The 20,787-nt window shown below is 43.8% G+C and carries 16 protein-coding genes; 9 read left to right on the top strand and 7 right to left on the bottom strand.

The window, feature by feature from the left end:
* Nucleotides 1-346 precede the first annotated feature (346 nt).
* Nucleotides 347-1,627: an epoxide hydrolase family protein gene (locus AC1D0K_RS01530; protein WP_477398185.1), complete on the top strand. Its 1,281-nt coding sequence runs from the start codon at nucleotides 347-349 to the stop codon at nucleotides 1,625-1,627.
* Between the two features lie 131 nt (nucleotides 1,628-1,758).
* On the opposite strand, the gene AC1D0K_RS01525 is transcribed toward AC1D0K_RS01530, so the two are convergent.
* From AC1D0K_RS01525 to AC1D0K_RS01510, 4 genes are all read right to left on the bottom strand, one after another.
* Nucleotides 1,759-3,915: a molybdopterin cofactor-binding domain-containing protein gene (locus AC1D0K_RS01525; RefSeq protein ID WP_477441681.1), complete on the bottom strand. Its 2,157-nt coding sequence runs from the start codon at nucleotides 3,913-3,915 to the stop codon at nucleotides 1,759-1,761.
* Nucleotides 3,916-3,947: 32 nt separating this feature from the next.
* Nucleotides 3,948-4,583, bottom strand: coding sequence for a hypothetical protein (locus tag AC1D0K_RS01520; protein ID WP_477441679.1), 636 nt, complete (start codon nucleotides 4,581-4,583; stop codon nucleotides 3,948-3,950).
* Nucleotides 4,580-5,053, bottom strand: a complete 474-nt coding sequence (locus tag AC1D0K_RS01515; RefSeq protein ID WP_295718963.1) for a (2Fe-2S)-binding protein — start codon at nucleotides 5,051-5,053, stop codon at nucleotides 4,580-4,582. The genes AC1D0K_RS01520 and AC1D0K_RS01515 overlap by 4 nt, the downstream gene beginning before the upstream one ends.
* Before the next feature lie 145 nt (nucleotides 5,054-5,198).
* A complete protein-coding gene (locus tag AC1D0K_RS01510) occupies nucleotides 5,199-6,095 on the bottom strand; it encodes a helix-turn-helix domain-containing protein (protein ID WP_477441677.1) in 897 nt (298 codons plus the stop codon).
* Between the two features lie 43 nt (nucleotides 6,096-6,138).
* On the opposite strand from AC1D0K_RS01510, the gene AC1D0K_RS01505 reads away from it, so the two are divergent.
* The 4 genes from AC1D0K_RS01505 to AC1D0K_RS01490 are packed head-to-tail and all read left to right on the top strand — an operon-like array spanning nucleotide 6,139 to nucleotide 8,724.
* A complete protein-coding gene (locus AC1D0K_RS01505) occupies nucleotides 6,139-7,101 on the top strand; it encodes an aldo/keto reductase (protein ID WP_477399573.1) in 963 nt (320 codons plus the stop codon).
* 42 nt (nucleotides 7,102-7,143) lie between these two features.
* Nucleotides 7,144-7,605, top strand: a complete 462-nt coding sequence (locus AC1D0K_RS01500) for a cupin domain-containing protein (protein WP_477399571.1) — start codon at nucleotides 7,144-7,146, stop codon at nucleotides 7,603-7,605.
* A gap of 4 nt (nucleotides 7,606-7,609) precedes the next feature.
* A complete protein-coding gene (locus tag AC1D0K_RS01495; protein WP_477399569.1) occupies nucleotides 7,610-8,089 on the top strand; it encodes a nuclear transport factor 2 family protein in 480 nt (159 codons plus the stop codon).
* Between the two features lie 29 nt (nucleotides 8,090-8,118).
* Nucleotides 8,119-8,724, top strand: coding sequence for a flavodoxin (locus tag AC1D0K_RS01490; protein ID WP_477399567.1), 606 nt, complete (start codon nucleotides 8,119-8,121; stop codon nucleotides 8,722-8,724).
* A gap of 251 nt (nucleotides 8,725-8,975) precedes the next feature.
* On the opposite strand, the gene AC1D0K_RS01485 is transcribed toward AC1D0K_RS01490, so the two are convergent.
* Entirely contained in the window at nucleotides 8,976-9,230 is a 255-nt protein-coding gene (locus AC1D0K_RS01485) for a hypothetical protein (RefSeq protein WP_477399565.1), read from the bottom strand.
* 196 nt (nucleotides 9,231-9,426) lie between these two features.
* Here AC1D0K_RS01485 and AC1D0K_RS01480 point away from each other — a divergent pair, with 196 nt between their 5' ends.
* Genes AC1D0K_RS01480 through AC1D0K_RS01465 form a run of 4 tightly spaced genes read left to right on the top strand, consistent with a single transcriptional unit; the run spans nucleotide 9,427 to nucleotide 16,998 of the window.
* Nucleotides 9,427-12,603, top strand: coding sequence for a SusC/RagA family TonB-linked outer membrane protein (locus AC1D0K_RS01480; protein WP_477441673.1), 3,177 nt, complete (start codon nucleotides 9,427-9,429; stop codon nucleotides 12,601-12,603).
* Nucleotides 12,604-12,623: 20 nt separating this feature from the next.
* A complete protein-coding gene (locus tag AC1D0K_RS01475) occupies nucleotides 12,624-14,561 on the top strand; it encodes a RagB/SusD family nutrient uptake outer membrane protein (protein ID WP_477462981.1) in 1,938 nt (645 codons plus the stop codon).
* A gap of 40 nt (nucleotides 14,562-14,601) precedes the next feature.
* On the top strand, nucleotides 14,602-15,780 hold the full coding sequence (locus tag AC1D0K_RS01470) for a DUF5000 domain-containing lipoprotein (RefSeq protein WP_477395899.1): 1,179 nt from the start codon (nucleotides 14,602-14,604) through the stop codon (nucleotides 15,778-15,780).
* A gap of 21 nt (nucleotides 15,781-15,801) precedes the next feature.
* Nucleotides 15,802-16,998 carry a DUF4998 domain-containing protein gene (locus tag AC1D0K_RS01465; protein ID WP_477395901.1) on the top strand — a complete coding sequence of 399 codons (1,197 nt, stop codon included), beginning with the start codon at nucleotides 15,802-15,804 and terminating at the stop codon, nucleotides 16,996-16,998.
* A gap of 296 nt (nucleotides 16,999-17,294) precedes the next feature.
* Here AC1D0K_RS01465 and AC1D0K_RS01460 read toward each other — a convergent pair whose 3' ends face one another.
* Both AC1D0K_RS01460 and AC1D0K_RS01455 read right to left on the bottom strand, forming a co-directional pair.
* On the bottom strand, nucleotides 17,295-17,642 hold the full coding sequence (locus AC1D0K_RS01460) for a hypothetical protein (protein WP_477395903.1): 348 nt from the start codon (nucleotides 17,640-17,642) through the stop codon (nucleotides 17,295-17,297).
* Between the two features lie 339 nt (nucleotides 17,643-17,981).
* Complete coding sequence (locus AC1D0K_RS01455; protein ID WP_477395905.1) at nucleotides 17,982-20,471, bottom strand: M1 family aminopeptidase; 2,490 nt, start codon at nucleotides 20,469-20,471, stop codon at nucleotides 17,982-17,984.
* Nucleotides 20,472-20,787 lie beyond the last annotated feature (316 nt).

The raw sequence follows: 20,787 nt of genomic DNA, 5'->3' as shown, positions 1-20,787 counted from the left end.
TCATTTCCTTTTTACTTCTCCGGATCTTTAAAGGGTTCGGTCTTTCTCCTTTCAGTGCCTAAAAGCGCTCGGAACAGTGGAGTTTTGCCCCTCATCTTGTACACCGATTACCAGGGTTTCACTCATGTACGCGGTAAATTTGCGTTGCCGAATAGGGGGCATAACTAATCATGATGCCATTTAAGACCACCCTTAGGCTACGATTATAAGTCAGCACCGTCCGTGTCCGTTTCGCCCATAACTTTGCCTACTTCAGCTATGTTATCCTTATCATTCCGTCCCTACGATACTACCTTTGCCTTAGAAAGCAGAACAGAAACAGTTAATAATTGAAATACAACAATAAATGAGGATGTTAAATAATATTGCCCGAATAGTAGCTACCGGAGTATTGATGATCCAAGTTGCTACCGCTGCCGCACAGGGCAATTCAAAAACTGACGAGAGTATACGGCCATTTAAGGTAAATATTTCCGATAGCGATGTCAGAGACCTTCGCCAGCGTATTACAGCTACCAAATGGCCGGGAAAAGAACTTGTGGAAGATGCCTCACAGGGCGCGAAGCTTGCCAAGCTGCAGGAGCTTGCCAGGTATTGGGGAACAGCCTATGACTGGAGAAAGGCGGAGGCTAAATTAAATGCTTATCCACAGTTTAAAACCAAAATTGACGGTGTCGATATCCATTTTATCCATGTCAAATCAAAACATAAAAATGCAATGCCGCTTATTTTAAGCCATGGTTGGCCCGGATCAGTTTTTGAATTTATAAATGTTATTGAACCACTGACCAACCCGACCGCCTATGGAGGAAAAGCAGAAGATGCTTTTGATGTTATTATACCTTCATTGCCCGGATTTGGCTTTTCTGGCAAACCGGGCACGGAAGGCTGGAATAATGATCGTATTGCGAAGGCCTGGATTGTGCTGATGGAACGCCTGGGATACAAGCGTTATGTCGCTCAGGGTGGAGACTGGGGCGCGGGTATTGTCCACGCTATGGCACTGCAGGCGCCAAATGGATTATTGGGTATTCACAGTAATTTACCGGCAACGTTACCCATTGAGGCAGCAATGGCTTTGGGAGGCAATACTATACCTGCAGGCTTTTCTGAAAAGGAAAGTGCAGCTTTCCAACACCTTAGCAATGCAATTAAGACCGGTGGGTTTATCTATAAAACAACAATGGAGCGAAGGCCCCAGGGAGTAAGCTATGGTTTAACAGATTCACCGATAGGGCTTGCTTCGTGGATTTTCTTACATCCCGGCTTCGATGACTGGTCTTATGGCAATGATCCCAAACAGCTGCCAACCAAAGATCAGGTGCTTGATGATATTTCGCTTTACTGGTTAACCAATACGGCTTCTTCTTCCGCCCAAATTTATTGGGAAAACCGAAACAATAGTATTATCAATGCAAGTGTAATGAAATCTGACCACATTACTATCCCGGTAGCGGTTACCACATTTCCGAACGACGTTTATGCTTCTCCGGAAAGCTGGGCACGCCGTGCTTATAAAAACCTCATCTATTACAATGAAGTTGACCGGGGCGGACATTTTGCCGCATGGGGCGAACCCCAACTGTTTGTTCAGGAGATGCGCGCAGCATTCAAATCCATGCGTTAATCCTAGTGGGAGCGGCGATGTCATTGGCTTACCCTCATTAGTTTTATTAATATATCTAATCCCTTTTAGTAAGCCCCATGAATTGTGTCGCCATTGCCTTTCAGGTAAATTCATTCTTTCATTTAACCACCTTAAATGTTGCTCATATCAAATGGCAGTTTCCTTATCCGTTTACCCGTCAGGTCAAACAAAGCCTCCGTTAATGCTGGTGCAAAGGGTGGAAGCCCCGGTTCACCAACACCGCCGGCATTTGCATCATTCTCCATAATGTGTACCTCCACCAATGGCATATCATTGATTCTTGGCATTGGATAATTATAAAAATTTCGTTGTTCTACCAAACCATCTTTGAAGGTGATCTGATGAGTAGTAGCAGCACCAAGGGCCATCAATACCGAACCTTCTACCTGGGCATGGATGATATCGGGGTTTACGTACCAACCACAGTCTACCACCGCCCATACCTGATCGATTCTAATTTTCCCGTCGGCTTTTCGTGAAACTTTAACGATCTGGCCAACGGTGGTTGAAAAACATTCGGTAATCGCTACCCCGAATCCGTCACCATTCTTTTTAGATTTCCAATCAGAAACTTCCTCTAATTTATCGATCAGTTTCTGTTCCCGCTCTTCCCTTAAATATGCCCTTCTGAAATCAAGAGGGTCTTTTTTTGCGAGATGGGCCATTTCGTTAAGCAGGCTTTCAAAAGCAAAACCATTGGTAGAAGCATAAACCGACCGCCACCACACATTCGGGATGGGCGTTTCAAAAGGTATATCCGAGAAACTTATATGCTGGATGCTTTTATAATAAGGAGCAAGAAATCCTTCAGTGGTACTACGGTTGGGCTTATCTTTCGGTGCACCCTGCCAGTGCCCGATATTCTGCCCGGCCATTCTGAATTTGAGTGCGCTGATTTGACCGTCCTGAATCGCTCCCTGGCACCGGTAAGTTATCCCGGCCCTATAGGGGCCCTGTGTCATGTCGTCCTCTCTTGTCCATACTACCTGCACAGGCGTACCGGTTTCTTTAGAAATTAAGCAAGCCTCATGCGGATAATCCATGAATGCTTTTCTTCCAAAACCTCCGCCTAAAAAGGTCATATTAACAATTACTTTTTCTTTCGGTAACTTGAACTGTGCGCAGATGTAATCCTGTACCCATTCAGGCGCCTGTATCGGCCCCCAGATCTCCAATTTGTCGGATTGATAAAAAGCAACACAATTCAGTGGCTCCATCGCGCTATGTGATTGGTAAGGCGTTTCATAAACAACATCCAGCTTTTGGGTAGCAGCGCTTAATATCGAATCAGGATCACCCTGTTTTCTTGCGGATAAGCCTTCTTCATTATTGATAAGCTCGTTTTGCTTTTTATAAATGTCAGCGGTGTTCACGTGGTCAAATCCGCTGTCATCCCACTCAATCGTTAATGCTTTTCGACCCTGTATGGCAGCCCAGGTGCTATCAGCCACCACAGCAACACCATCCCTGAAAGTTTGAAATACTCCGGTTTGTATCTTACATACTTTTTTTACGCCGGGAACTTTCAGTGCCGCACTGGCATCAAATGATTTGAGCTTTCCGCGCAACCGCGGGTTTCGCTCAACAACAGCGTACAACATGCCCGGGAGTTTAAAATCCAGGCCGAATACTGCTACACCATTGGTTTTCAAGGGTGTATCCAGCCTTGCCAGTGGTTTCCCGATCAATTTATAATCCGATCTGTTTTTCAACACGATATCTTTAGGAGCTTCCAGTTTTGATGCGGCTTCTACCAACTCACCGTAATGGAATTTTTTGCCTGAAGGACGATGTAACACGTGTCCTGACTGTGCATAACATTCTGATGTTGGTACACTCCACTTTGCGGCAGCCGCCGAAATGAGCATCTCACGCGCTGATGCACCTAATTTAAGTAAATTTTTATATGACCCTCGAATCGTCGAACTGCCACCGGTTACCTGATTACCGTATTTCTCCCGGTTGCCCTGCGCAAAGCGGATATTGATGTCCTTCAAATTGACTTCCAGTTCTTCTGCAACGATCTGTGGGACGGATTGGTAAGCACCCTGGCCCATCTCAGCGCGGTGGCTGAATATGGTAACCTTGCCATTTGTGTCAATATGTATCCAGGCATTCATCTCTATATCCGAAGCCATCGCAGAATCTGCGGTAGCAAGTTTAGCTTCTTCAGCGTTTGAAGAGAAGTAAAGACCGACAAAAAGAGCTGTTCCGGTAAGGCCGGCGGCCCTTAAAAAATTTCTTCTTGATATGTTACTTGTACTCATAAGGTATTGAGTTAAGTGTAAATAAATCGTTCTTATTTCCCTTTGGGTGCATACGCACCTGTGGTAAGCCAGGTGATCCACGCTTTTTTAAATGCCGCGTGGCTCATAGGCGGCAATTTGCGTCCTTCGCCAGGGTTCCAACCCGAAAGTACCAGGCCATCATCTGCGTGTTCAATCAGTTTTTTCAAGTCTTTGTGGCCGTTTTGTTTTGGATCTATCAATTGCTTAGCCAATTGGCGCGGTGTGCGGCCCTGGAAAACCATCTTCATATTTGCTGGTGGCAGGTGCCAGTTGGGATTACCGGGAGGAGTATGTAAGCCGGGGGTATTGGTAGGCTGGTGGCAATTGGAACATTTCATTGCGTATACACCCTTACCATCAATTCCTCTTTGGGGAGACATGGTATGCAGATGACTGTCGTCTCCCTGCAAAGGAATGTTACCAGACGGGTGACAGTTCATACATCGGGCACTTGTCAGCACCGTATATACTTGTTTAAATGCCTTAACGGATGCTATACTATCTTTTTTGGCAACTGGCAGCATTGACACAGGTACCTTGCTTTTTCTGTCATCGCTATGGAGCGCAAACGCCATGATACCGACCGTCATTAGCAGAACGCTGACCACAGCGAATGCTTTCACCGGAATTTTTATTTGATGTTTCATTTGCTTGCAGCTTCCTTTCTCTGCAACTCAGCAGCTAAATGTATGGCCTTACGAATACGTTGGTAGGTTCCGCAACGACAGATATTACCTGCCATGGCGCTATCAATATCAGCATCGCTGGGATTGGAGTTTTCTTTTAACAAAACCGCAGCCGACATAATTTGTCCTGAGTGGCAATAACCACATTGCGGTACATTTTCTTCGTTCCATGCCACCTGCGCAGGGTGGTTATTATTTTCTGACAGGCCTTCAATCGTAATTACTTGCTGGCCTGCCGCACGGCTTAATTTTGTAACGCAGGAACGTACAGCGTCACCATTCAAATGTACAACGCAGGCCCCGCATTGCGCTACACCGCAACCATATTTAGTGCCGGTTAGGCCGATGACATCCCTGATTACCCATAGTAACGGCATGTTAGGATCAGCATCGACCTGGTGCTGTTTCCCGTTTACTGTAATTGTGATCATAAGTCTATTTAATTCAGTTATCTATCGTTTAAAAAGCGCTCCGGCTCTCAAACCGGAACGCCGTTACCATAATAAGGTAATCAACTAAATCACCAGTCTCATGTTGGTGATGCCTCCCGGGCTATGATGGAATACGCTATAATTTTTAATTCATTTTGCGATACTCATGCGGGGTTTGCCCAACCCGTTTCTTAAACAATCTTGTAAAATGCTGAGGATATTTAAACCCCAGTTCAAGAGCAACCTGATTAACAGTCTTATTGCCATCAAAGATCTTTTCTTTGGCCATGTTTATGAGTTTAAACTGTATATATTCCTGCGCGGTTTTGCCAGTTTCTTTTTTTACCAAATCGCCAAAATAATTTGCTGACAAATTCAATTCATCAGCGCAATAAGCAACTGAAGGCAGACCGTTGGTTTCAGGTTTATCCGACGCGAAATAATTATTTAATAGGTTTTCAAAACTTTCCAACACCCCATGCAGCACATGGTCGCGGGTGATGAACTGCCTTTCATAGAAACGAACACAATAGTCTAAAAAAAGTTCAATATTGGATACGATCAGGCGTTTGCTATGCTTATCTACACCACGCTCCAGTTCGTAATCTATCTTCGAAAAACAATCCAAAACGATATTTCTTTCCCGTTCAGATAAGTGCAATGCTTCGTTTGACTGGTAACCAAAAAACGAATATTCCTGGATTCGCCGGCCCAGCGTTGTGCCATGTATCAGATCAGGGTGAAATACAAGCGCATATCCTTTGGGTTGGTAGTATTCGCCATTACTATTGACCCCTGCCACCTGACCCGGTGCCATCAATACCAATGTCCCTTCCTGGTAATCATAAGTATTTCTGCCATATACAAGGTCGCCACATTTTACATCTTTTAAAAACACAATGTAAAAGCCAAAGTACATTTGTGAACCCTGCCTGCGGGCAGCCTTTGACAGATCGACGACGCTAATTAATGGGTGCTTAGTTTCGTTATTATTGAATGTATTATATTCACTTATGGTGTTAAAACGTCGCATGCTGTCCATAATCGCTTTCTTTTAATTCGAATTTAGATTATTAATCAATGCATTGGCAGCAACTTTACCTAAATCAGTAATAATGGTAGAAATACCCGTAATCTATATCCTATCGGGGCCGATAAAACGCATGACCTTTGTATATGTTAGCTCAAAGAAAAACATGCAAAAGGTAAAATTAAATAACGGCGTCGAAATGCCAATCTTAGGATTTGGCGTGTTCCAGGTGACCGACCTGGCAGAATGTGAAAGAAGTGTGGTGGATGCGATTGAAACTGGCTATCGGTTAATCGATACTGCTCAATCTTATATGAATGAAGAAGCAGTGGGCAAAGCGATCAGGCGTAGCGGTGTGGCTAGGGAAGATCTGTTTATTACAACCAAGCTTTGGATACAGTCTGACGGCTACAAAGGGACTAAAAAAGCTTTTGAAAATTCATTAAAGAAGCTTCAGCTGGATTACCTTGACCTCTACCTGATCCATCAGCCTTACGGCGATGTATATGGTGAATGGCGCGCGATGGAAGCGCTTTATAGAGAAGGTAAAGTAAGAGCTATCGGCGTTAGCAATTTTCAACCGGACCGACTGATTGATCTGATCATTCACAATGAGATCGTTCCTGCTGTTAACCAGGTAGAAACACACCCGTTCCACCAGCAATATGATACGCAACTGTTCATGAAAGAGAATAATGTCCAGATAGAATCCTGGGGGCCGTTCGCAGAAGGCAAGAATGATATTTTTAAGAATGAATTGCTGAAAACTATTGGCGAGAAGCATAACAAATCAATTGCCCAGGTGATCCTACGCTGGCTGACCCAACGAGGCGTTGTTGCCATTCCAAAATCAGTACGCAAAGAGCGGATGGCGGAAAACTTAAATAGCCTCGACTTTGAATTAAGCGCGGATGAGATGGACAAAATTAAAACGCTGAATACTAATGCCAGCAGTTTCTTTGATCACCGCGATCCGGTGATGGTGAAATGGCTGGGCGAAAGAAAACTGGAAAACTAAAACAACGGAATAAAAACATGAAAAAAACACTTGTGATTACCATTGCTTTATCTGCCTGGATTACGTTCGGTGCGGCTGCTCAAAACACTCCAATATTTCCCAAGGGGCGAACTTGCAACTGTAAATAATCATACCGGAACAGTTTGGCTTACTGAACTCAACAAACCAGACAGTACCATTGATATCGCTGTAGCAAATGCAACATTTGCGCCGGGGGCAAAACTCGACTGGCACATCCATCCCGCCGGACAGATCCTGATGAGCACAGAAGGAATAGGTTATTACCAGGAAAAAGGCAAACCCATCGAGGTGGTTCACAAAGGAGATATCATTAAATGTCTTCCCGGCATTGTACACTGGCACGGCGCATCACACAAAAGTGCCTTTACCTACCTGGCCGTAAGTGCAAACAGTGCAAAGAACAAAACGGTATGGCTGCAACGGGTAACTGATGCGGAATACAACAGCGCTAAAATTAACCAACATATAAAACTTAAAACCTAAAATTATGAAAAAAGCTATTATCGGCATGTTCCTGTGCGTCGCCATTGTCCAGCTATCATATGGGCAGGCTAAATTGCCAAATTCACCAGCCACAAGCACGACGAAAGAAGATCAGGAAATACTCGAGCTCTCTAAAACAAAATGGACATGGATGGCAGACAAAAATGTAGAGTCTTTAAACGGACTGTTTGCTGAGAATTGTGTATTTGTTCATATGGGAGGGAGCTGGGGAAAGACCCAGGAACTAAATACCATTAAAGGGGGGATGATTTGGTATAAAAAAGCTGAGGTTTATGGCGCGTCTGTAAACATTTTCGGTAATACTGCCATCCTTTTAAATGATATCGATTTGCTGGCAGTAGTAGGTGGAAACGAAGTAACCCATGCGTTTATGGTGACTGAGGTATACCTTAAAGAAAACGGCAAATGGAAGATGGGTTCGCTCACTTTTTCAACGCTGCTTAGGCCTGTTAAAATGAAATAGCAATAATATTAACCGGTATTGACAAGTTTATGTGTAGAAATATTATCTTTTTCTTGCTTTTGATTGCTTTAGCAGGTACAACTGCCTGCTCAAAAGCGCAATCCATCTCCGCCAAAAAGATACTTATCATATACTTGTCCCGGACAAATAATACTAAAGTCGTCGCTCAGATCATTCAGAAGCACGTAGGGGGAGATTTGGTCGCTTTAGAACTTGTTAATCCTTATCCCGAAAACTACCAGGCCATTGTTGCCCAGGTAGTTCGGGAAAATGAATCCGGGTTTCTACCTCCGCTTAAAACGAAGATTGACAACATGTCATCCTATGATTTGGTATTTGTTGGCTTTCCGACCTGGGGCATGCAACTGCCACCACCGATGAAAAGCTTTTTGAAGCAATATGACCTGAGCGGCAAAACTGTCATCCCCTTTAATACTAATGCCGGTTATGGCATTGGCAGCACCTTCCAAACCGTAAAAGAATTCTGTCCTAACAGTACGGTGCTGGATGGTTTTACCATCAAGGGGGGAATAGAAAGGGACGGCATATTATTCGTGATGGAAGGGGAGAAAGGAAAACAGGCAGAGACAGAAATTCAAACATGGTTAAAAAAATTAAAGCTCATTAAGCAATAAGAGGCACCTTCAAACTAACCGTTTCTGTATGCGTGGCATTGGCCATAAGCCTAAGTTCAGATGTCCGTTGGCCAAAATTAGCTCCTATGATAAAGAGGCAAGCAAAAGCCATTATTAACCCTTATTGCCAGCATAATTGCTGAAATGGTTATGAGAACGCGGCTGGGCTTTATTTTCTCCGAAAAGTTAGATCAATGCCCGTCTGATAGCGCGTGAACCAATTTTTCCAGCATTTTTAATGCATTGGCTATTTATTGCCCCACTATCCATAAACTGTAGCCACCCTTGGGGCAGCTTATTTTTACAGTATCCGGAAAATGCTCCTGTATCGTATTCCTGTATTTTAAAATTTGAATTTGCGCAAACTCGCGCAGCTTTTTGACCTCAGCATGAAACCTTGCCCCGGTTACCGATCCAATTCTGAAACCGGGAATCAGAGAGGCCAGGAATACAAAAAAAAGTATTTCATTATTAAATGTATTTACATACCAACATAATTTCGTCATTGATCTTAATATTTAATTAAATCAATATTAACATAACCAGCAAGTAAATTACATTAATATACCATCTGAATGGTAAATATTATGCAATACCACATTCTTATTTTAAATAAAGTGCAAATAAATTTAACATTAATAATATTATTTATGTATATATGTACATACAATATAAATGGTTTAACATTTACTCAAAATTATTATGAATGGAAAAATTTCTACCTATTTAAAGGTGAGGTACCTTTGTTGTGTTCTATTGATCCTGTTCGCAGCATTTACATCCTATGCGCAGGAATTAGTTACCGTGACAGGTAAGGTGACCGACAGTAAGGGACTGGTCATGCCTGGTGTCAACGTTGCCGTAAAGCATACCACAACAGGAGCCCAAACTAGCAACGATGGAACCTATGCTGTTAAATTACCCCGGGGAGCCGACACTTTGATCATTTCTTTTTTGGGCTATGCCAAACAGGAGATCGCTGTTAAAGGCCGTCGTATAGTCAATGTTGTTTTGATGGACGACAAGAACAACCTGAATGAAGTTGTGGTGGTGGCTTACGGAGTGCAAACCAAAGCGAGCATGGTTAGTGCCATCACAACCATAAGTCCAAAGGAAATCAAGGGGCCAACCAGTAACCTCACTACAATGCTCGCCGGGAGGATCGCCGGCCTTATTTCTTACCAGCGTAGTGGTGAGCCGGGTGCAGATAATGCATCATTCTTTATTAGGGGCATCACGTCCTTTGGCTCGGGTAAAATTGACCCACTAATTCTGATAGATGGTGTGGAATCTTCGTCGACCGAGCTTGCACGCCTTCAGCCGGATGATATCGCCGCCTTTTCTATTCTGAAGGATGCTGCCGCCTCTTCCTTATATGGAGCCCGCGGGGCTAACGGGGTGATCTTAATTACCACAAAATCGGGCAAAATTGGCGACACCAAGCTTAACGTCCGGTTCGAAAATTCAACATCCACTAATACTCAGAATTTCAGGCTCGCCGATAATATAACTTACATGAAGTTATCCAATGAGGCTGCGCTAACCAGAAATCCTCTTGCACCGCTGCCGTATACCCAAAACAAAATTGACCACACCGCGGCGGGTGACAATCCTTTGCTTTATCCTAATAACGATTGGATAGGAACACTGATAAAAAATTATACCAACAATCAGCGGCTTAATCTGAATTTAACAGGTGGTGTTAACAGGGCGCAATATTATATAGCCGCTACCGCCAACCAGGATAATGGCGTACTTAAAACGCAGAGTGGCAACAACTTTAATAACAATGTTAACCTCAAAAGTTACCAGATACGATCCAACATCAACGTAAAACTTACTCCGAATACCGAGGCTATTCTACGAACTTCCGGAGACTTTGATGATTATAGTGGCCCGGTTGGTGGATTTGACAGTGACGGCAATGCCGTGAGCGGTGGGGGAAGGGTATTCTCTAGCGCATTGAATGCCAATCCCGTTTTGTTTCCGGCTATTTTTCCGGCTTCGGATCTGCCTCTTGTAAAACACCCACTATTTGGGAATGCACCCAGAGGGCTCAACGGAGAGGTTTATGATAATCCCTTTGCCTCCATGGTATCCGGTTTTCAGCATTACAGCACATCAACATTAAACGTGCAGTTTGAATTTAAGCAGGACCTGAAGTTCATTACAGAAGGTTTATCTGCCCGGGGAATGGTTTATACCAAGCGTTATTCTTATTTTAATGTTAACCGGCAGTACAATCCCTTTTTTTACCAGGCTAATCCCTCCAGTACCGATCCAAGAGGATATACCCTGTCGTTATTGAACGAAAAAACGGCAACAGAGTATCTTAACTATAGTGAAGGATCAAAAACAGTAAATACCACTACTTATGGCGAGGTGGCCCTTAACTACAACCGCACCTTTAATAAGGTTCATAATATCAGCGGCTTACTGATCGGTATTCAGCGGAATTACGTAAACGGTAATGCCGGCAACCTCCAGGCATCATTGCCTTTCAGAAACCAGGGAGTATCCGGCCGTTTAACATATGGGTATGACAACCGCTACCTGCTTGAAAGTAATTTTGGCTATAACGGCTCTGAACGCTTTGCTCAGAATAACAGGTTTGGGTTTTTCCCTTCTGTAGGTGTGGCCTGGAATGTAAGCAACGAAAAATTCTTCGAACCAATATCCAGAGTGGTGTCAAAGCTTAAATTGCGCGCCACTTACGGATTAGTGGGTAATGACCAGATCGGTAACCCCAACGACGGGTTCTTCTACCTGTCTAATGTATCGCTGAATGATGCAAGTAATACATATGTATTTGGAGAAAACTATGGTTATTCGAGGCCATTGGTTTCTATTTCAAGATATGCCAACACCAGTATTACCTGGGAAAAAGCAAAGAAAACCAATTTTGGATTGGACCTTGGCCTATTTAATGCCTTAGATATTACCGTAGACGCCTACAAAGAACGACGCACCAATATTTTGATGCAACGTGCCTATATTCCAACAACGATGGGGCTTACCGCGCCTGTAAGTGCCAATGTTGGCATAGCCGAGGGCAAAGGTGTGGATCTGTCGATGGATTATAATAAGAATTTCGGGAAAACCTGGCTACAAATGCGGGGCACCTTTACCTACGCGGCCAGTAAGTTGCTGGTTAATGAAGAACCCAATTATCCTGCAAATATGCGATACCTGTCGAGGGTAGGGCAGTCTATCAATGAAGCTTTTGGACTGGTAGCTGAACGGTTATTTGTTGATGATGCAGATGTGAAGAATTCGCCCAAACAAAACTTTGGTGAGGTAAGGGGAGGCGACATCAAGTATCGCGACCTGAACGGCGACGGACAGATTACCAACCTTGATATGATCAACGGCCTGGGATACCCAACCACGCCGGAAATTATCTATGGTTTTGGCTTTTCATTCGGATACGGAAATTTTGATATCAGTACATTTTTCCAGGGATCAGCCAGATCTTCTTTCTTTATTGACCCATCCAAAATATCGCCATTTGTAACCAATGGTGGCGGTCAGCACGGATTGCTTGATGCCATTGCTAAAGACCATTGGTCAGAAGATAACCGGAATTTATATTCCCTATGGCCGAGGCTTAGTTTGAATCAGAATAATAACAATAATCAATCTTCCAACTGGTGGATGCGCAACGGTTCATTTCTGAGGATGAAAACAGCCGAGTTAGGTTATAACATTAAGGAAAAAACGTTAAGAAAATACCATATCTCTGGTCTGCGGATCTATGCTAACGGCACCAACCTGTTCCTGCTCAGCAGCTTTAAGCTTTGGGACCCCGAACAAGGGAGCAACGGTCTTGGCTATCCTGTACAAAAAGTATTCAATATAGGTGCTAACATCCAATTTTAACCCTGGTAAAATATAATCATATGAATTTTTTAAACATATATAACCGGTTTCTTATCTTTTTAGGACGAAAACCAACCTGTCTGTTGTTTTCACTCATCGTATTGGTCACCATATCATCTTGTAAAAAAAGCTTCCTGGATGTGGTTCCGGATAACGTAGCGACATTGGACAATGCTTTCGCTAACCGTAACGAGGCAGAAAAATACCTGTTTACCTGTTACTCGTATTTACCCAATGACGGCAATCCGGATGGGAATCCTGGTTTTAGCGGTGGAGACGAAGCATGGACCTACTGGCCGATGACGGAGGATTATTTTTCCCTCGATCCTTATCAAATTGCCCGTGGTAATCAAAGCAAGGCCACCCCATTAATGAATTATTGGGGTGGTGCAACATCATTGTGGCAGGGTATCAGATCTTGTAATATATTTCTTGAAAACGTGGATAAGGTTGTTGATCTGCAACCATACGTCAAGTTGCGATGGGTTGCCGAAGCCAAATTCATCAAGGCCTACCTGCATTGGTATTTGCTGAGGATGTATGGGCCTATACCGGTTATGGACAAGAATTTTGCCGTAACTGCAACACCAGAGGAAGTTAAAGTTTTCCGGCAGCCGGTTGATTCCGTTGTAAACTATATTTCAAAGCTGATTGATGATGCAGCAGTCGGAGATGCAAATACAGGTTTGCCATCTAAAATCGCGAATGAAGCTACAGAACTGGGCCGAATTACCAAGGTTGCGGCGCTTGCAGTTAAGGCGAGAGTACTGGTTACCGCTGCAAGCCCCTTATTTAACGGAAACAGCGACTTTGCCGGTATGAAGGGAAAAGATGGGAAGATTTTATTTAATCCGAAATATGACGCGTCGAAATGGGACAGGGCGGCTAAAGCATGTAAAATCGCTATTGACGCCGCTGCCGCGGTAGGAGTAAAGCTGTATTATTTTACCCCTGGTATCAACGTGGTTAACAATACCACAAAAACAGAGATGAATATCCGTAATGCGGTTTGTGAAAAATGGAACAGTGAACTAATTTGGGGATTAACAACAGGTGGGAACCCCACTTATTGGCTGCAATTATTTGCCTGCCCACAGATAGATCCCAATAATATCAACCTTGACCTGAAAGGGAAGCTGGCCCCCCCGCTGAAGATGGCGGAGTTGTTTTACACTAAAAATGGCGTTCCTATCGAAGAAGATAAGACCTGGGACTATGCCAATCGCTTTAAACTGCGCACGGTTACCGCGCAGGATTCTGGCATGCAGGAGGATTATCAAACCGTCGGGCTGCATTTTAACAGGGAGCCCCGTTTTTATGCGGATATGGCTTTTGATGGGTCAAAGTGGTTTATGAAGAACGGGGATTTTAATATCCAGAGTAAACTGGAGCAATATTCTGGCAAAAAGCAAAGCCGTTTATATTCTATAACTGGTTATTACACCAAAAAATTGGTTAACTGGAACCTGGTTGCAACCAAAACAAGTACAACTGTGGAGTCTTACCCATGGCCTGTGATGCGTTTGAGTGACCTTTATCTGTTATATGCTGAGTCTTTAAATGAAAGCGGAAATTCTGTGGCAGCATTGTCCTATGTCAACCAGATCAGGGCAAGGGCGGGATTAAAAACTGTCGAAAGTTCCTGGAGCAGTTTTTCAAATCAACCAACCAAGTTCACATCGGTTGCCGGTCTTCGTTCCATTATCCAACAGGAACGCGGTATTGAAATGGCATTTGAGGGAAGTCGTTTCTGGGATCTTCGCCGTTGGAAGACTGCCCCCCTGGTTTTGAGCGCACCAATCTATGGCTGGGACATTTTGCAAACCACCTATGCAGACTATAACCGCAGGGTGCTGTTATACACGCCACGGTTTATCGCGCCGAGAGATTATTTCTGGCCCATCGCCGAAAGCGATTTGCAGGTTAATCCAAATCTTGTTCAAAATCCCGGCTGGTAACCGGCAAAACTCAATGTAAAATCATTATACGCTATAAGAAATGAAAAAAATATTAACTATTTGCTTTATTGGAATGATCATCCTGATCACCAATTCCTGCAAGCAGGATATACTTGCTCCGGTAGTAAAAGACAATGTTGCGCCCGGATCGGTAACCCATGTTGCTGTTGTAAACCTCAATGGGGCAGCAAAAATCAGTTATTCGCTGCCCAATGATGCCGATCTGTCCTACATCAGGGCGGAATATTCCATCAGAAAGGGTGATAATCGGGAAACAAAGGTTAGCCGCTACAACAGCAGCATGATTGTGGATGGTTTCGGCGATACCGTTCAATACCAGGTTAAATTATACGCTGTTGACAAAAGCGAAAATGCGTCCGCACCGGTTATCATCAACGTACATCCGTTGAAGCCGCCGCTTAAGCTGGTAAGGGATAGTTTAATTGTTTCGCCAGACTTCGGGGGAATAAATATCAAGTTTTCCAACGGGCAAAAGGCCAGCCTGGCTATCATCGTATTGGCCAACGATTCCCTTGGCCAGTTTTCGCCGATCAATACGAATTATACCAATTTGCGTGCTGGTGACTTTTCAACAAGGGGCTTGCCAGCGGTGAACACCAAATTTGGCGTATTTGTACGCGACAGGTGGGGAAACTTATCTGACACGCTCATCGTGAATTTGAAGCCACTCTTCGAGGAACTGCTGGATAGAAACAAAATAAAACCAATTGTATTGCCCACAGATGCCCAGCTTGGGCCGCAATATGGAGGCGGTGTTGATAAGCTATTTGACGGAGACATCACCAATAACAGCGGTTATTATCATACAGGCGATGATTCAAAAATGCCGCAACAGTTCACATATGATATGGGAGTTCAGGCTAAATTAAGCCGCTTAAGTTATTTTATGCGCCAGGGGTTCTTCTACACGCTGCACAATCCCAGGGTAGTGGAAATTTGGGGTTCCAATAGCCCCAACCCGGACGGCAGTTACAGCGGATGGACTTTATTGACCTCGCATACCCAGGTGAAGCCTTCGGGTTTGCCGGAGGGGCAACTATCTCAGGATGATATTGATGCAGCCAACGCCGGAGAAACCATCTCGTTCCCGTTAGATGCCCCTAAGGTACGTTACATCAGGTTCAGGACATTGAAAAACTGGTCGAACGGTTCTTATGTGAATTTTAATGAAATAATGATGTGGGGCGATTCAAAATAATCAATGATCAAAATTAAATTTATGAAAACAATAAAATATTTTGCGTTACTGTTAGTCACCTGTTTTGCATTCTGCCTTGCGTCCTGCACCAAAACTACGGGTGATGCCTATAAAAAATTTGAAAAGGGCGGCGAAATTACCTACCCAGGCCGCGCCGACTCGGTGTTTGTACACCCGGGTAATAACAGGGTGCAGCTTGCTATTGTGTTGGGCAATGATCCGCTGGTTACCAAGATCCGGGTGTTTTACAATAACATGCAGGATTCAACGGAAACACCGGTTACCCGAACCTTGGGTGTAGATACCATAAATATCATTGTGGATAAGTTAACGGAAGGAAATTACAACTTCATTATTTATACATATGATGTAAAAGGTCATAAATCAGTAGTTACCAATGCGTCCGGGGTGGTGTATGGTCCCAGCTATACAGCCTCATTGGCCAACCGGAATTTAAAGCTGGCTTATTTTGATGATGATGGTAAAGCGACCATCGATTGGGGCAACGCGGCTTCTGACGAACTGGGTGTTGAGTTGAAATATATCAACAGCAGCAGCCTCACCAAAACCATTATCGTCGCTAAAAGTGAAATCTATACCAAAATTTCAGACGTAAAGCCGAATAGTCAATTAACTTTCCGGTCGCTGTTTAAGCCGGATTCGACTGCGTTTGAAACCTTTTCTCCGGCAGCAGCTACAGCCTACTTCTCCAACGGACTAAACAAGGCCAAATTCAAGAGCCTGATACTGCCAACCGATGTATTGGAAGGTGGCTACGGATGGTTGGAGGAGTTTCTCTGGGATGATAATTTCAATCCTCCGGGTTTTGCTACGGAATCCAAAGTACCCTGCTGGTTTACCTTTGACAGTGGCATATCAACTGCAATAACCGGTTTCAAGGTTTGGCAGGCGAACGACAGGCTTTACGATCAGCAAAGCGTTAAGGCATTTGAACTATACGGCAGCAACAATCCAAACGCGGACGGTAGCTGGGGAAGCTGGACAAAAATAGGAAGTTACGAATCGGTGAAGCCGTCGGGCTCGGCCGTAGGCACAAACACCGACGCGGATGTTGCGTTCGCTCTTCGTGGAGAATCCTTCCCCGTAATTGCTGGCACTCCTAAGTTCAGGTATTTCCGCTTTAAGCTACTTTCTAATTTTGGGAATGGCGACTTTATGACCATGGAAGAGTTTTCCTTTTTTACAAACGACCATTAAGGTCGGTCTTTATTAAAAAATGCAGCAATAATAGTACCTGTTATTTAATAATGATCATCTGGTTGGGTTTATAAAAACCGGGCCGGATGATCTTATTGATTATGCACTTGCTAAAATATTTGGCTCCGTTAATAATGAACAAATCAATGAGCTTCTTTCAACGTAGCTGCGAGCGGCAAAAAATTTAACTTTTATATTGATATAGAGGACGTTATAAATTTCAAAACCGGATAAAATACTTGTCCGCTTTTGCCTCATAGTATATCGCTTCAAGTCTGTTCATCAATGCAGGTTTATTATTGTCTACGCGCTTTGAATTTACCCAAGAGGTAATAAATGATCAGGGCAAGGATTGTCCAGTAGACAGCAAAACCGATCAGGAAAAATGGCGGCGGCGTATCCGGTTCTTGCCGCAAAAAATCAATAAATGGTATCAGCGGCCCGATCAGTATCAGTTTGACAGGTAATAAGATCATGGATACGATGCTTTTCCAGCCTGTTGCCGATCCCATCCCCAGGAAGGACGTGCTATTGCCGGCAGGAAAAAGCCGGGTCTCCAGTCCCAGAATGGAGGTAGTGATAAATTGAAAAGCAAATGCTAAAACAAGGAAGAGCATAACGAATTTTATTCTGGAGGTCTTCATAATCTCGTGTTTTAATTATTAAAAGTACTTTGTTATTCAAAGTTAAATAACATTCCCCGCCATTCCAAGTATTTAGCAAAATTTACTTACGTTCATTGATGCACATTTCGAGCGCTTTGAAGATAAACATCAACCCTTCGTGCCGGAGATGATATATATTGCTGGTAAATTAGGCATCAGTTTTAAAAGGCTGAACCAGATATTGAAAGAAAAGCCAGATAACACCGGGATGCTATTGGTCTATCACCGGATTATATTGGAAGCCGGAAGGCTGATTATACACGATCCTTAAATGAAAGAGCCAGCATCCCGAACCGGGTGCTGGTCTCTGATCAATGTTTATGCTTTAGCATCGTTTATTTGTTTAATGGCTTCATTGGCGATTTTTGCAGAGTCATCGTCATTGCTTTTCTTACGCTGCTTGCTGATTTCCTCCAATGAAGCGATCAGTCTTGATGCGATGCCGTATTTTTTGTAAGCGATGGCCAGGTCACGGATACTGTTGATACCCTCGGTTACGTAGGCACGGTTAGTCATCCTGCCAATAATTTGAGGTAACGACTGAACAGCATTATCAACTTTTACCTGCACAGAAGCTCTTTTAAACGCCGCTATTACATAAGGCCATTCGGGATCTGCTCCGTTGGTAGCATAAACAGCCACGATAGCCTGCGCAAAAGGCCCCTCTGCTTGTGGCTGTAATTCCTTAGCTGTTTTAAAGGCCTGATCAGGTGCTATGGTATTAAGAGCGGTTAAAGCTGCGCCGCGTACACCGTACGATGGGCTTGATAAAGATGCTACATAAAGATCCTTGTAAACCAGCGAGTTTGTTTTGCCCAGCAGTTTTAACGCCGCCGCACGTGTCGGGTAGTTCCGGTCATTTTTAGCCAGATCAGCCACTGCAGGTAACACAGCTGTCACGAACGCCCGGTTATCTGCTTTAATGGCTCTGATAGCCTTAATACGTAAACCGTGGTATTTGTCTTTTAAGGCTGCCGTCAATATATATTTACCTTCTGTCGTTGATTGCTGGTCTGCGGCTGCCACAAAAGCCTCCAGGCGATCCATATAAAGCGGGGCATGCTGATATTGAAATGCCAGTTCGGCCAGGGTTTTATGATCTGTCTTGTTTGTTAGCAATATCTTTTCGGCGTCAACATTTACCAGGTCGGGGCGGGCGGCCGTCTTGAAGCTAAGTGTATCCTTTAAATGGCTTAACCAAACCTGGTGCCGCTCTGTTTTCCCACCAACGTACACATCAACAGCAATGGGCAATTGAAAAATTTGACCTTGCTGATTTTGAGCGACAAAAACCTTTTCTGTTTTAGTGGCCTCATCCCAATTATAGGTAATGTCCAGAATTGGGTGACCGGCACCATAATACCATTGGTTGAAATACCAGTTAAGGTCCCTGCCAGATACTTCTTCGAACGCCAGGCGCAGGTCCTGTACTTCGGCACTTTTAAACGAACGGGCTTTAAGATAAACACCTAAGCCCTTAAAGAAGGCTTCGTCGCCGAGGTAATTGCGCAACATGTTTAGGATCAGGCCGCCCTTGTCATAAATATTGGAGCCGTTGATGCCTTCGCTTTCGGTATAATAAAAGGGAACCAGGTTTTGATTAGCGGCGGTCTTATTATTCAGGTAGGCCAGTAACTCGTCATAACGTTTGGCGTCGCCATCGTCCTTGCCATATTTTTTTTCGTTCCAGTATTTTTCACCAAATACAGCGAATGATTCATTCAGCGTTTCGTTACTCCAGCTTTCGCAAGTTGCCAGGTCGCCAAACCATTGGTGAAAAAGCTCATGCGCTATAGTAGTTCCACCCGTGCCGTTCGGATCGTCTACCAATTCCCATGGACTCTTCTGTACATAATCGCCCAGTAGGGTAGCCGAAGAATTTTCCATAGCACCAAGAGGGTAATCCCTAACAACTACCTGCGAATACTTCTCCCAGGGAAAGTCGACGCCCAGTGCTTTTGAAAAAAACTCCATCATCTCTGGCGTTTGGCCAAATACCGCCTTTGCATAAGGAAAATATTTAGGCTCCAGATAATAATTAACCTCCTTATTGCGCCATTTATCCTTATATACCTTAAAATCGCCGATGGCCATCATGAAAAGGTATGGCGAATGTGGCAGTTTTTGCTTCCAGGTATCCGTACGGGTACCGTCAGTATTCGATTTCTGGCTGATCAGCAAGCCATTGGATAGGGTAGTGTATTTTGCCGGTACGGTCATGCTTAGTTGCTGCGTGGTCTTTTGCCCCGGGTTATCAATGGTAGGGAACCAGCACGACGAACTTACCGCCTCGCCCTGTGTCCAGATCTGGATAGGCTTATCAGCTTCTGTACCTTTGGGGTTTACAAAGTATAAACCTTTGCCATCTAATTTGTGGCCTGGTTTATCGTGCAACAGGTTTGGCTTTGAGGTATAATCTATAAACACTACGTATTGCTCACCACTCTTATATTTTTTATCAAGCTTAATGTCAAGGTAAAGGCTATCTGAATAGTTGTATTGAAGAGGTTGCAGCTTGCCGGCTTTGACGATGGCAATCTGATGAATATCCATTCCTTTGGCATCCAGTCTCAGTGAATCTGTGGCATAAAAATGAGGCTTTAAGGTCACCCATTCTTTACCGTACAGGTATGACTTCTGGTAATCAAACTTTACATCGAGCCGGGTATCTATAAGATCATTTATTTTTTCAGGTGTTTCACGATACCCCCCGCCGTCCCTGGGGACACTTTGGTGTTGTGCCGAAGCGGTTGAAAAAATGATTGATGAAAGCAGGGGCAGGAGAAAGCGTAAGTACTGTTGTTTCATTATGAAATTGATATTTATTACCACGCAATATGCATAATGTTTATTGGGAATAAGGTTAAAAGAGGGTCATTTTCGCAAAGAAACAATATTGTTACTGTTTTGTACGCCCCACGTCACCAGCGTGTAAACGGTAACTTCCGCCAGGTCGGGTTAATAAAAAAAGGAGCCTTTCTGATTTCGATATAAAGTATCCGGATTTCACCATCGTTACTTATCTAACTACATATTTCATAAATAATAAATTTCTTATTTAATATAAATAATTGTTATTTATATTAGTGTTTTACTAGCGAACTCGTTTAAGATCACCTACGTT

The organism is Mucilaginibacter sp. P1_A3 (assembly GCF_056406855.1).
Note: the sequence above shows the minus strand (reverse complement) of the source record. Positions and strands in the feature narration are given on the sequence as shown.